The organism is Rhodoferax bucti (assembly GCF_005876985.1).
GTDB classification, from domain to species: Bacteria; Pseudomonadota; Gammaproteobacteria; order Burkholderiales; family Burkholderiaceae_C; genus Allorhodoferax; species Allorhodoferax bucti.
This window is the reverse complement of the sequence record NZ_VAHD01000001.1, coordinates 11,157-24,794: the sequence shown is the minus strand read 5'-3', so window position 1 is coordinate 24,794 and position 13,638 is coordinate 11,157. Positions and strand designations below refer to the sequence as shown.

The 13,638-nt window shown below is 59.9% G+C and carries 10 protein-coding genes; all 10 read left to right on the top strand.

The window, feature by feature from the left end:
* Positions 1-20 precede the first annotated feature (20 nt).
* Positions 21-2,078, top strand: coding sequence for a type IV pilus secretin PilQ (locus FDM28_RS00130; RefSeq protein ID WP_240791849.1), 2,058 nt, complete (start codon positions 21-23; stop codon positions 2,076-2,078).
* 27 nt (positions 2,079-2,105) lie between these two features.
* Positions 2,106-2,633: a shikimate kinase gene (locus FDM28_RS00125; protein ID WP_138511860.1), complete on the top strand. Its 528-nt coding sequence runs from the start codon at positions 2,106-2,108 to the stop codon at positions 2,631-2,633.
* A 58-nt stretch (positions 2,634-2,691) separates the two neighbouring features.
* A complete protein-coding gene (gene aroB / locus FDM28_RS00120) occupies positions 2,692-3,798 on the top strand; it encodes a 3-dehydroquinate synthase (RefSeq protein ID WP_138511858.1) in 1,107 nt (368 codons plus the stop codon).
* 57 nt (positions 3,799-3,855) lie between these two features.
* The gene (locus FDM28_RS00115) at positions 3,856-5,028 is read left to right on the top strand and encodes a deoxyguanosinetriphosphate triphosphohydrolase (protein WP_138511856.1); all 1,173 of its coding nucleotides are present in this window, start codon (positions 3,856-3,858) and stop codon (positions 5,026-5,028) included.
* Positions 5,021-5,620, top strand: a complete 600-nt coding sequence (locus FDM28_RS00110; RefSeq protein ID WP_138511854.1) for a DUF1415 domain-containing protein — start codon at positions 5,021-5,023, stop codon at positions 5,618-5,620. The genes FDM28_RS00115 and FDM28_RS00110 overlap by 8 nt, the downstream gene beginning before the upstream one ends.
* A 10-nt stretch (positions 5,621-5,630) precedes the next feature.
* Positions 5,631-6,560, top strand: coding sequence for a class I SAM-dependent methyltransferase (locus FDM28_RS00105; protein WP_138511852.1), 930 nt, complete (start codon positions 5,631-5,633; stop codon positions 6,558-6,560).
* Between the two features lie 47 nt (positions 6,561-6,607).
* Complete coding sequence (locus tag FDM28_RS00100) at positions 6,608-7,075, top strand: hypothetical protein (RefSeq protein WP_240791848.1); 468 nt, start codon at positions 6,608-6,610, stop codon at positions 7,073-7,075.
* 91 nt (positions 7,076-7,166) lie between these two features.
* A complete protein-coding gene (locus FDM28_RS00095; protein WP_138511850.1) occupies positions 7,167-7,943 on the top strand; it encodes an oxygen-binding di-iron domain-containing protein in 777 nt (258 codons plus the stop codon).
* Between the two features lie 47 nt (positions 7,944-7,990).
* On the top strand, positions 7,991-8,686 hold the full coding sequence (locus tag FDM28_RS00090; protein WP_138511849.1) for a transposase: 696 nt from the start codon (positions 7,991-7,993) through the stop codon (positions 8,684-8,686).
* Positions 8,687-8,863: 177 nt separating this feature from the next.
* Positions 8,864-13,636 carry a glutamate synthase-related protein gene (locus FDM28_RS00085; protein ID WP_138511847.1) on the top strand — a complete coding sequence of 1,591 codons (4,773 nt, stop codon included), beginning with the start codon at positions 8,864-8,866 and terminating at the stop codon, positions 13,634-13,636.
* Positions 13,637-13,638 lie beyond the last annotated feature (2 nt).

Genomic DNA, 13,638 nt, shown 5'->3' with positions numbered 1-13,638 from the left:
CACCGTTTATTGGAATGCGCATGTTAAAAAGTATCGGGCTGGCGCTTTGCCTTCTCGCGGGTCAGTCCGTGTTTGCTCAGACGTCGATCGAGTCGGTGACTGGCTCGGTGCAAGGTGGCACAGAGGTGGTGCGCATCGATTTGTCGCAAGCCATTAACGCATTGCCCACCGGGTTTGCCATTCAGTCACCTGCGCGCATTGCCTTGGATTTTCCTGGGGTTGCCAATGCCATGGGGCGGTCTACGATTGAGATCAACCAAGGCAATTTGAAGTCGGTGAGTGTGGTGCAAGCGGGTGAGCGCACCCGCGTGGTGCTGAATTTGAAGCAAGCAGCCTCGTACAAGGCTGAAATCCAAGGCAAATCGTTGCTGGTGTCTTTGGACGCTGCCCAAGCAGCAAACTCCAAGCCGTCAAACGCATTTGCCGAGGCGACTGCCCGTGTTTCTGCACCCTTGAAGGACATTGATTTCCGTCGCTCTGCCGATGGTTCTGGCCGCGTTGTGGTGACACTGCCCAACAACCAAGTCGGCGTAGATATTCGCCAGCAAGGCCAGGGGCTGCTGGTGGAATTCATGAAGTCAAGTTTGCCTGAGGGGCTACGTCGCAAATTGGATGTGGCGGATTTTGGTACCCCGGTGAAAACCGTCACGACTACCCAATCAGGTGACCGTGTGCGCATGGTGATCGAGCCCCAAGGCCAGTGGGAGCACAGCGCTTACCAAAGCGACGAGCAGTTCGTCGTAGAAATCAAAGAAGTGAAAGTAGATCCCAAAAAGCTGACGCAAGGCGCGGGCTACAACGGACAAAAACTGTCGTTGAATTTCCAGAATATTGAAGTCCGTTCCCTGTTGCAGGTGATTGCAGATTTCACCAATTTCAACATCGTGACTTCCGACTCAGTGTCAGGCTCAGTCACCCTGCGTCTGCAGGATGTGCCCTGGGATCAGGCCTTGGACATTATTTTGCAGGCCAAGGGTTTGGGTATGCGCAAGACCGGCAATGTGCTGTGGGTTGCGCCCAAAGACGAAATCGCGGCAAAGGAAAAACTGGATTTGGAAACCGTAGTTGCCGTGCAGAGTTTGGAGCCACTGCGAACACAAGCTTTCCAGATCAACTACGGAAAAGCGTCTGATATTGCAGCGGGCCTGATTGCTGCAAGCTCCGGGGCGGGGCAAGGCGTTACCGCCAGCCGTATATTGAGCTCCCGTGGCAGTGTGATTTTTGAAAACCGCACGAACCAATTGTTTGTGACAGATATTCCCAGCAAGCTGGAGCAGGTGCAGCAGTTGATTGCCAAGATTGACATTGCCGTGCGCCAGGTGCTGATCGAAGCACGCATCGTCGAGGCGTCAGACAGTTTCGGTAAATCACTGGGCGTTAAGTTGGGTGGTGGTGGTACTGCCGCTGCCAGTGGTGACCGGCCCGGTTTGGCCTTGGGGTCCAGTTATGTGGTCGGGTCTGCGGCGACGACGTCTGGCAACTTCGTGAATCTTCCCTCCACCGGTGCCTTGGGGTCCAGCACCCCCGGCCAGTTTGCGGTGTCGATTTTTGGAGCGGGTGCTGACCGTTTCTTGAATCTGGAAATTTCCGCCTTGGAGGCCGAGGGCAAGGGCAAGGTGGTGTCCAGCCCACGCGTGGTGACGGCCGACCAAATCAAAGCGTTGATTGAGCAGGGCACGGAATTGCCTTATCAAGTCGCGTCGTCCAGTGGCGCCACATCCATTGCGTTCCGTAAAGCAAACTTGAAGCTGGAGGTGTTGCCTCAGATCACGCCCGAGGGCAACATTATTCTGACCTTGGATGTCACTAAAGACACCGTGGGCCAGTCAACGCCAGCCGGCTTCGCAATCGATACCAAGCATGTACAAACGCAGGTGTTGGTAGAGAATGGCGGCACCGTGGTGATCGGTGGCATCTTCACTGAAAGCTCTACGGACAGCGAAACCAAGGTGCCTTTCTTTGGTGATTTGCCTGGGTTGGGTGTGCTGTTCCGCAGCCGGGCCAAAGAAATCACCAAGCGCGAGATGCTGGTGTTTATTACCCCCAAGGTCATCGCCGACAAGGTGGTTGGCCGGTAAATTCGCCGGATTTCTGATGGACTGCAATTGAGTATCAGCCTAGTAGGTCTTCCCGGCTCCGGGAAGACGACGGTGGGGCGCCAGCTGGCTCGCCGTTTACGTCTCCCTTTTGTGGACTCTGACCACGCGATTGAAACCCGGATCGGCTGCTCGATCCGCGAGTTTTTTGATCGCGAGGGGGAGGCGCGTTTCCGTGACATGGAGGAGGTGGTGCTGGACACCCTCTCCCTCGACCCGCATTGCGTGTTGTCGACAGGCGGTGGTGCGGTATTACGCCCGAACAACCGAGCGAATTTGCATTCGCGGGGGCAGGTCGTGTACTTGAAGTCCACGCCGGAGGAGTTGTTCCGGCGACTCCGCCATGATGTGAGTCGCCCCTTGCTGCAGGTGGCGGACCCTTTGAGCCGGATGCGCGAATTGTTTGCCGTGCGAGACCCTCTGTACCGGGAAACAGCGCACTTTGTGCTGGAGACCGGCCGCCCCTCGGTGGCGACCTTGGTCAACATGATCGTCATGCAGTTGGAGTTGGCGGGCGCTGTGCCTGCGCAAAACTAACCCGTTACAGCACAGCACGTTGGGGGCGGCACGCTGCGAGGCCCTAAACTCGGGGGCTATGAGTACACAGGCACACCAAACCGTTCACATCTCGTTGGAAGATCGCAGCTATTCAATTCTTGTCGGCGATGCATTGTTTGACTCCGCTGCGACCTATGCTGGTTTGCCTAAAGGCTCCACGGCGCTGGTGGTGAGCAACACCACCGTCGCCCCGATGTACGCGCAGCGCTTGCAAGCGGCATTGCGCGGTCACTACCGTGCCGTGCTTTCTCTGGAGTTGCCGGATGGTGAGTCCTTCAAGCACTGGCAGACGCTGAATCTTATTTTTGATGCACTCCTTGCCAACCACTGCGACCGCAAGACAGTGTTATTCGCCTTGGGCGGCGGCGTGGTCGGCGACATGACGGGCTTTGCCGCTGCGAGCTACATGCGGGGCGTGCCATTTGTGCAAGTTCCTACCACCTTGCTGGCGCAAGTGGACTCCTCGGTGGGTGGCAAAACCGGCATCAACCACCCCTTGGGTAAAAACATGGTAGGTGCGTTTTACCAACCCCAATTGGTGGTGTGTGATTTGGGTGTCTTGAAGTCCTTGCCTGCGCGCGAGGTTAGTGCCGGCTTGGCTGAGGTGATCAAGTACGGCCCCATCGCGGACATGGAGTTTTTGAGCTGGATCGAGTCCAACATCCAGCGCTTGGTCGCCTTGGATACCGACGCGTTGGCCCATGCAGTCAAGCGCAGTTGCGAGTTGAAGGCGTGGGTGGTGGGGCAGGACGAGCGAGAGTCCGGTCTGCGTGCCATTTTGAATTTTGGTCATACCTTTGGCCATGCCATTGAGGCCGGGCTGGGCTACGGCGAGTGGTTGCACGGGGAGGCTGTGGGCTGCGGCATGGTGATGGCCGCTGAGCTGTCCCGACGCCTGGGCTTGGTGGACGAGGCATTCGTAAACCGCCTGAAGCGCCTGATTGTGGCAGCGGGCTTGCCGGTGAAAGGTCCCACGCTGGATGCCGGTGACAACCCAGGGCGCTATTTGGAGTTGATGCGTCTGGACAAAAAGTCGGACGCCGGAGAAATCCGTTTCGTGTTGATCGATGGCCCTGGTCGTGCCGTGGTGCGGGCGGCGCCGGATGCGGTGGTGCGTGAAGTCATTGACGCATGCTGCAGTTGATTGCTATTAAATTCATAGCTGCTGGCGCATATCCCGTCTGCGCTAGCAACACTTTTTATGCATGAACTCCAACCCTATGCCTGCCAGCCCGGGCACAGCCGCGGTCGCCGCTACCCGGAGCCGGAGGCGCCGACCCGCACGCCGTTTCAGCGGGACCGGGACCGCATTGTCCACTCCACCGCCTTCCGGCGCTTGGTCTACAAAACGCAGGTGTTCATCAACCACGAAGGCGACCTGTTTCGCACCCGGTTGACGCACTCGCTGGAGGTTGCGCAACTGGGGCGCTCGATGGCGCGCACCCTGGGGTTGAATGAAGATGTGGTCGAGACCATTGCTCTTGCGCACGACTTGGGCCACACGCCCTTCGGCCATGCCGGGCAGGACGCCTTGCATGAGTGCATGACCGACCACGGTGGTTTTGAGCACAACCTGCAGAGCCTGCGGGTGGTGGACCACTTGGAGGCACGTTACCCGGCCTTTGATGGCTTGAACCTGTGCTTTGAGTCCCGCGAGGGCATTCTCAAACACTGTTCCAAAACCAATGCCGCCTTGCTGGAGCAAGCTGAGTCTGGCTACGCGGGCGCCTCTGGCGGCGTGGCGCGCCGGTTTTTGGAAGGGGGGCAACCCAGCCTGGAGGCACAGTTGTGCAATCTGGCAGACGAAATTGCCTACAACTGCCACGATATTGATGACGGCGTGCGCTCCGGCTTGTTGGGTTGGGAGCAGATGCTGTCCGTGCCCTTGTTTGCCGACTACGCCCGCCGCGCCCAGCAGGCGCACCCCGCGCTGGCGCAGCCCCACCAGCAACGCCGCTGGCTCTACGAAACCATACGCCTGATGCTGAGCGACATGGTGTACGACGTGATGCGCGCCAGCGCAGCGCAAATTGCAGTGCAAGCGCCCGCAAGTCTGGAGGACATCCGGCGCGCACCGCCTCTCATGGTCTTCAGTGCGGACATGCGAGCCCGCTCGCGCGAGCTCAAACACTTTCTGTTTCACCAGTTGTACCGCCATCCGCAGGTGATGGACACCATGGACCGGGCCAAGCAGGTGGTTCGCGACCTGTTTGCCATCTATGTGGCGGACCCAGTCGAAATGGGGCAGGACGACGTCGAGTCCGACGCCACACCACTCCATCGCCGCGTGAGCGACCATATTGCCGGCATGACGGACCGCTTTGCCCTGCGCGAGCATGAGCGTTTGACCGGAGCGAGGCTGTTCCATGTCTGACACTTCCAAAACTTCCCGACTATTTGCGGGCGAGACAGAAGGTGCTGTGCTTGCGCGGACCCGCCGCTGGCTGGAGCGCGCGGTGATCGGTTTGAATCTGTGCCCGTTTGCCAAATCGGTGCATGTGAAGCAACAGATTCACTACGCGGTGAGCGCTGCGACCGAGCCTGCCGATGTGCTGGAGGTCTTGCAGGAGGAGCTGCAAGCTTTGGCAAGTGCTGACCCCCAGGCGCGCGACACCACGTTGCTGGTGCTGCCGGTGGCCTTTCTGGAGTTCGTGGACTTCAACGATTTTTTGTACGCCGCCGACAAGTGCCTGCGCAAACTCAAACTCAGCGGCGAGCTGCAGATTGCCAGCTTTCACCCGCTATTTGAATTTGCAGATGCAGAGCCCGAGGCCATCAGCAACTACACCAATCGCGCGCCCTATCCCATCCTGCACCTGCTGCGGGAGGCGAGCATCGACAGGGCGGTAGAGGCTTTCCCCGAAGCAGAAGCCATTTTTGAGAAAAACATCGAAACCCTGGAGCGACTGGGCTTGGAGGGCTGGAGTGCGCTGGACGTAGGCCCGCCCGCGCGCCATCCGACATGAGTACACACGCATGAAATCCCCAAGCAAACCCCACAGCAAGCCTGCAAAAGGTGCCACGCCGCCCGCCGCCGATGCGAATGCCTTGGCACCCGAAATCCGCCCCGGCCAATCGGTGGAGCTGCTCAAAGAGCTGCATATCCTGACCCGGGACGGCAAGCTCAACCAGGACTCCCGCCGCAAGCTCAAGCAGGTGTATCACCTGTACCAGTTCATTGAGAAGTTGATGAACGAGCTGCCGGTGCGCGAGGGCAAGGCGTTCACGCTGGCCGACCACGGTGCGGGTAAGTCGTATCTGGGTTTCATCCTGTACGACCTGTACTTCAAGCACCTGCCCCAGAGCCAGTTGTACGGCATCGAGACCCGGGCGGAGTTGGTGGACAAGTCATTGGCACTGGCCCACAAGCTGCACTTCGAGCGCATGCATTTCCTGAATGTGAGTGTGGCCGAGTCCACCAGCCTGCAGGAATTGCCGGACACCTTTGATGTGGTGACCGCGTTGCACGCCTGCGATACCGCCACGGACGACGCCATTGCCTTCGGTTTGGAGAAAAAGGTGCGTGCCTTTGTGCTGGTGCCATGCTGCCAGGCAGAATTGGCCCGGCACTTGAACCAGAACAAGGCGCTGAACTTGACGCGCACCCCTTTGGCCGAACTCTGGCGCCACCCCCTACACACCCGGGAAATCGGCAGCCAGCTCACCAATGTGCTGCGTTGCTTGTACTTGGAGGCGCATGGCTACCAGGTGACCGTGACCGAGCTGGTGGGCTGGGAGCACAGCATGAAGAATGAGCTGATTCTGGCTCGTTACACCGGCCAGAAGAAACGTGCGGCCGCCCAGCGCCTGCGTGCCTTGTTGACCGAGTTCGGCCTGCAGGCCTTGCTTGACACACGGTTTACATTGCCCGCAGACAATAGCGTTGACAACGAAACCCCTGCCTGACACGTTAGGTCGGGATAGCAAAGCGCTTCGCGCATCCGGAGAATGACATGCAACAAACAATGAAATGGGCCGCTGTGGCCGTGGTTTTGACTGCCTTGGGCGCTTGCGCGAGCAGCAGCCCCGATGTGATCCAGCGTGGTGACGCCCAGCGCATGGCCCAGGTGCAGGACGGGGTGATCCTGTCGGTGCGCAATGTGGTGGTGGACGGTAACCAGTCCGGCGTAGGTGCCGCCGTGGGCGGCGTGGTGGGCGCCATCGGCGGGTACGGAGGCAGTGGCGTGCAGCGCGAAGCCCAGGTGCTAGGGGTGCTAGCCGGCGTGGCTGGTGCGGCCGCAGGTAACGCGCTGGAGCGGTTTGCTACCAAAGAAGAGGCCGTGGAAATTCTGGTGCAACTCAAAGGTGGCGACCGTCGGGCCATCGTGCAGGCCAAGGGCGGAGAGCAACTGGCCGCGGGCGACGAAGTCATCATCGTCACCACCGGTGGCAAGGTGCGTGTGACCAAAGCACCAAAATAATTGACGTGCATCAAAGTCCCGGGGCGGGGCTGATTTCACAATCGGGGTTCATGTGGGCGCATAGGCGCCCACTTTGCATAAGGGGCCTGCCATGGCTGTTGAACTCTACAAAGATGCCCATCACTGCTGTGTGATGTTCACCGACCTGGTGTCGGACGAAACCGAGGCCGTGCAAGCCAACCAGTTTTTGATCGTGGACCACGGCGAGGGGGTGATTCTCGACCCCGGTGGCAACATGACCTACAACGAGTTGAACCTGACCATGCGCAAGTACATTGCGCCCCAGCACCTCGATTACATCCTGGCCTCGCACGCCGACCCCGACATCATTGCCTCGCTGGACCGCTGGATGACCTCCACCCAGGCCAAGCTGCTCATTTCCAAGCTCTGGGCCCGGTTTGCGCCCCATTTTTGCAAGATCGGCAAAACGGAAGACCGCATCATCCCCATTCCGGACGAGGGCGGAAAATTGCGTTTCGGCAAAACGGATTTGTGGCTCCTGCCTGCCCACTTTCTCCATGCCGAGGGCAATTTCCAGTTTTACGACCCGGTGAGCAAGATCCTGTTCTCTGGGGATTTGGGCGTGTCCATGCTCAGTGGCCAGGAGGCGCGCCAGCCCATCACCAGCCTCACCCCCATGCCCCATGGCATGGAAGCGTTTCACCGCCGCTACATGGTGAGCAACAAAATTCTCAAGCTCTGGGTGCGTATGGTGCGGGGGCTGGAGATTTCCATGATCGTGCCCCAGCACGGTGCGCCGCTGCAGGGTGCTGCCATCGGGCAGCTGCTGGATTGGCTGGACAACCTCTCCTGCGGCATCGACCTGATGGGCACGCCGCAATACCAGCTGCCGCAAATCGATTTGTAAGGAGCGTGCCGGACTGCGGCCGTTGTCATCCGCTACCATCGCGCCCCATGGCACGACTTCCGCGATTGGCAATAGCAGGGCATTTGCACCACGTGTTGCAGCGGGGAGGGCATGGGCAGCCGATTTGTCGGGATGCCGAGGATTACCAGGCCTTGTTGGAGGCGTTGCTGACAGCCTCCCGGCAGCACAAGGTGGCCGTCCATGGCTATGTGTTGTTGGCAGACCATTTCCACCTGCTGCTCACACCCGAGACCGATACCGCATTGCCACTGATGATGCAGGCCTTGGGCCGGCAGTACGTGCGGCACTTCAACCAGCGCTATGACCGCCGCGGCACCTTGTGGGAAGGGCGCTTCAAATCCACCGTGCTGCAAGACACCCATTGGTTGGCTGCGGCCACCTTTCTGGACTCTCACCCCCTGCGCACCCACGGTGGACCGCTTGCGCCGGAGTATCCGTGGTCCAGCCACGGCCACTACACGGGGGCCAAGGCCGATCGACTGATCACGCCCCATCCCGCATATTGGGCATTGGGCAATACGCCCTTTGCGCGCGAAGCCGCGTACCAAGCCGCAGTGCAGGAGGGCTTGAATCCGGCCCAAAACGGGGAGTTGACCGACGCCGTGACCCACGGCTGGGCATTGGGGAGTGCCGAGTTTGTGGCCGAGTTGCAAAAAAACACGCCACGTCGTTTGGCGCGCAAGGCTGCAGGACGCCCAATTTCTACCGAAAAAAAGAAATAAATATAGCGCTAGCGCTCGTGGATATTGCGCAAATTGCTATCAATTTAATGTGTCCCTTATATTAAATTGAATCAAAATCTGGTTTTTAAATTGGTGTCTGACCCCGTTTAATTTTGCTTGGCACTTTTGTTGCATTGCAGTATTCTTCACGTCCACTGTAATTTTCAGGAGTGCGCCATGACCACGGCAGCCGAAATCCAACACATCAAAGACCACGGTTTGTATTCCAACGCCAATGAGCACGATGCCTGCGGCGTCGGTTTTGTGGCGCACATTCGCGGCGAAAAGAGCCACGACATCGTCAAAAACGCACTCAAGATCCTCGAAAACCTCGACCACCGGGGTGCGGTGGGTGCAGACCCCCTGATGGGTGACGGCGCCGGCATCCTGATTCAGTTGCCCGATGCGTTGTACCGCGAAGAAATGGCCAAGCAAGGCGTGGCCTTGCCCCCACAGGGTGAGTACGGCGTCGGCATGATCTTCCTGCCCAAGGAACACGCTTCCCGCCTCGCTTGCGAGCAGGAGATGGAGCGCGCCATCAAGGCCGAAGGCCAGGTGCTTTTGGGCTGGCGCGATGTGCCAGTGAACCGCGACATGCCCATGTCGCCCACCGTGCGCGAGAAGGAGCCTATCCTGCGCCAGGTGTTCATCGGCCGTGGCAATGACGTGATCGTGCAGGACGCGCTGGAGCGCAAGCTGTACGTGATCCGCAAGACCGCCAGCGCCAACATCCAGGCGCTGGGCCTGAAGCACTCCAAAGAGTATTACGTGCCCAGCATGTCCAGCCGCACCGTGGTCTACAAGGGCCTGTTGCTGGCCGACCAGGTGGGTGTGTACTTCAAGGACCTGGAAGACGCACGCTGCGTGTCGGCTCTGGGCTTGGTGCACCAGCGCTTCTCCACCAACACCTTCCCTGAATGGCCGTTGGCTCACCCCTACCGCTATGTGGCGCACAACGGTGAAATCAACACTGTCAAAGGCAACTACAACTGGATGAAGGCCCGCGAAGGCGTGATGTCGTCCCCCGTGCTGGCCGCCGACCTGCAAAAGCTTTACCCCATCAGCTTTGCGGACCAGTCCGACACCGCCACCTTCGACAACTGCCTTGAGCTGTTGACCATGGCCGGCTACCCCATCAGCCAGGCCGTGATGATGATGATTCCCGAACCCTGGGAACAGCACACCACCATGGACGAGCGCCGCAAGGCCTTCTACGAATACCACGCCGCCATGATGGAACCCTGGGACGGCCCGGCCTCCATCGTGTTCACCGATGGCCGCCAGATTGGCGCCACCCTGGACCGCAACGGCCTGCGTCCTTCCCGCTACTGCATCACCGATGACGACCTGGTGATCATGGGTTCTGAGTCCGGCGTGCTGCCTGTGCCCGAGAACAAGATCGTGCGCAAATGGCGCCTGCAGCCCGGCAAGATGTTCCTGATCGATCTGGAACAAGGCCGCATGATTGACGACGAGGAGCTCAAAGCCAGCCTCGCCAACAGCAAGCCTTACAAGCAGTGGATCGAGAACCTGCGCATCAAGCTGGACGACGTGTCCTTCGACGAGCGCCGCATCGACAAGGCCTTGTCCGATGTGGTGGCCGGTGTGGAGCCCAAGCGTGTCACCGACCAGGTGAGCCTGCTGGACCGCCAGCAAGCCTTTGGCTTCACCCAGGAAGACCTGAAGTTCTTGATTGCCCCCATGGCTACTGCCGGCGAAGAAGCCATCGGCTCCATGGGCAACGACAGCCCCTTGGCGGTGCTGTCCGACAAAAACAAGCCGCTGTACAGCTACTTCAAGCAGTTGTTTGCGCAGGTGACCAACCCGCCGATCGACCCGATCCGCGAAGCGATCGTGATGTCTTTGGTGTCCTTCATCGGTCCCAAGCCCAACCTGCTGGACATCAACCAGGTCAACCCGCCCATGCGCCTCGAGGTGAGCCAGCCGATTCTGGACTTCGCCGACATGGCCAAGGTCCGCGATATCGAGCAGCACACCCAAGGCAAGTTCCGCAGCGCGACGCTGGACATCACCTACCCCCTGGCCTGGGGCCATGAGGGCGTGGAAGCCAAGTTGGCATCCTTGTGCGCAGAAGCTGTGGACGCGATCAAGGGTGGCAAAAACATCCTGATCATCAGCGACCGCAGCATCAGCGCCACCCAGGTGGCCATTCCTGCGCTGCTGGCCTTGTCCGCGATTCACCAGCATCTGGTGCGCGAAGGTCTGCGCACCACCGCCGGTTTGGTGGTGGAAACCGGCACCGCCCGCGAAGTGCACCACTTCGCCGTGCTGGCCGGCTACGGTGCCGAAGCCGTGCACCCCTACCTCGCCATGGAAACCCTGGAAAGCATCCACAAGGACCTGCCGGGTGACCTGAGCGCTGAAAAAGCCATCTACAACTACATCAAGGCGATCGGCAAGGGCCTGTCCAAGATCATGTCCAAGATGGGCGTGTCGACCTACATGTCCTACTGCGGTGCCCAGTTGTTCGAAGCCATCGGCCTCAACACTGAAACCATCGACAAGTACTTCACCCGCACCCCCAGCAAGGTGGAAGGTATCGGCGTGTTCGAGATCGCCGAAGAAGCCATCCGCATGCACAAGCTGGCGTTTGGCGACAGCCCCGTGCTGGCCAATGCGCTGGATGCCGGCGGTGAATACGCCTGGCGTACCCGTGGTGAAGAGCACATGTGGACCCCGGATGCGATTGCCAAGCTGCAGCATTCCACCCGTGCCAACAACTGGAACACCTACAAAGAGTACGCCCAGATCATCAACGACCAAAGCAAGCGCCACTTGACGCTGCGCGGCCTGTTTGAGTTCAAGGTAGACCCCACCAAGGCGATTCCGCTGGAAGAAGTCGAGCCTGCCAAAGAAATCGTCAAGCGTTTCGCCACCGGCGCCATGTCTTTGGGCTCCATCTCCACCGAAGCGCACGCCACGCTGGCTGTGGCGATGAACCGCATTGGCGGCAAGAGCAACACCGGTGAGGGCGGTGAAGACGCTGCGCGTTACCGCAATGAACTCAAAGGCATCCCGATCAAGCAAGGCGACAGCCTCAAGAGCGTGATCGGTGCCGAGAACGTGGAAGTCGACCTGCCCTTGCAGGCCGGCGACTCTCTGCGCAGCCGCATCAAGCAAGTGGCGTCTGGCCGCTTCGGTGTAACCGCCGAGTACCTGTCCAGCGCAGACCAAATCCAGATCAAGATGGCCCAAGGCGCCAAGCCCGGTGAGGGCGGCCAGCTGCCCGGCGGCAAAGTGTCTGACTACATCGGCAAGCTGCGTCACTCCGTACCCGGCGTGGGTCTGATTTCGCCCCCTCCGCACCACGACATCTACTCCATCGAGGACCTGGCCCAGCTGATCCACGACCTGAAGAACGTGGCTCCACACTCCGGCATTAGCGTCAAGCTGGTGTCTGAAATCGGCGTGGGCACCATCGCTGCCGGCGTTGCCAAGTGCAAGGCGGACCACGTGGTGATCGCCGGGCACGACGGTGGTACCGGTGCATCTCCTTGGTCCTCCATCAAGCACGCAGGTTCCCCATGGGAAATCGGCTTGGCCGAAACCCAGCAGACCCTGGTGCTGAACCGCTTGCGCAGCCGTATCCGCGTGCAGGCTGACGGTCAGATGAAGACCGGCCGCGACGTCGCCATCGGTGCCCTGTTGGGTGCGGATGAGTTCGGCTTTGCTACCGCCCCCCTGGTGGTGGAAGGCTGCATCATGATGCGCAAGTGCCACCTGAACACCTGCCCCGTGGGCGTGGCGACCCAAGACCCTGTGCTGCGCGCCAAATTCTCAGGCAAGCCTGAGCACGTGGTGAACTACTTCTTCTTCATCGCTGAAGAAGTGCGCCAGATCATGGCCCAGCTGGGTATCCGCAAGTTTGACGACATGATCGGTCGTTCCGACCTGCTCGACACCCGCAAGAGCATCGAGCACTGGAAAGCCCAAGGCCTGGATTTCGCCCGTTTGTTTGCCCAGCCGCAAGTGCCTGCCGACGTGCCACGCTTCCAGACCCTTACCCAAGACCACGGTCTGGAAAAGGCGCTGGACAACGTGCTCATCGCGAAGAGCCGTGCGGCCATCGACAAGGGTGAAAAAGTGCAGTTCATGGAGCGTGCCCGCAACGTGAACCGTTCGGTGGGTGCCATGCTCTCCGGCGCTGTCACCAAGGTACACCCAGAAGGTTTGCCGGATGACACCATCCGCATCCAGCTGGAAGGCACAGGCGGCCAGTCTTTCGGCGCCTTCCTGGCCAAGGGCATCACGCTGTACCTGATTGGTGATGCCAACGACTACACCGGCAAGGGCCTCTCCGGCGGCCGCGTGGTGGTGCGTCCGAGCATCGATTTCCGTGGTGAAGCCATCCGCAACACCATCGTGGGTAACACCGTGATGTACGGCGCGACCACCGGCGAAGCCTTCTTGAGCGGCGTGGCCGGCGAGCGCTTTGCGGTTCGTTTGTCTGGCGCCACTGCGGTGGTGGAAGGCACTGGCGACCACGGTTGCGAATACATGACTGGTGGCACCGTGGCGGTGCTGGGCAAGACCGGCCGCAACTTTGCAGCGGGCATGAGCGGCGGTATTGCCTACGTCTACGACGAAGACGGTCAGTTTGCCAAGCGTTGCAACACCGCGATGGTGAGCCTGGAGAAGGTGTTGACTGCCGCTGAGCAGGAAGCCACTTTGGACAAGGGTATCTGGCACCGTGGTGAATCCGATGAGGCCCAGCTCAAGAAGCTGCTGGAAGACCACAACCGCTGGACTGGCAGCAAGCGCGCCCGCGAGCTGCTGGACAACTGGGATGTCTCCCGCGCCAAGTTCGTGAAGGTATTCCCCAACGAGTACAAGCGTGCTCTGGGTGAGATTCATGCACGTAAATCGGCTGTAGCGCCCGCCAAATCTGCGCCAGCAGCTACTAAAAAAGAAGCAGCGGCTGCCAAGTAAGG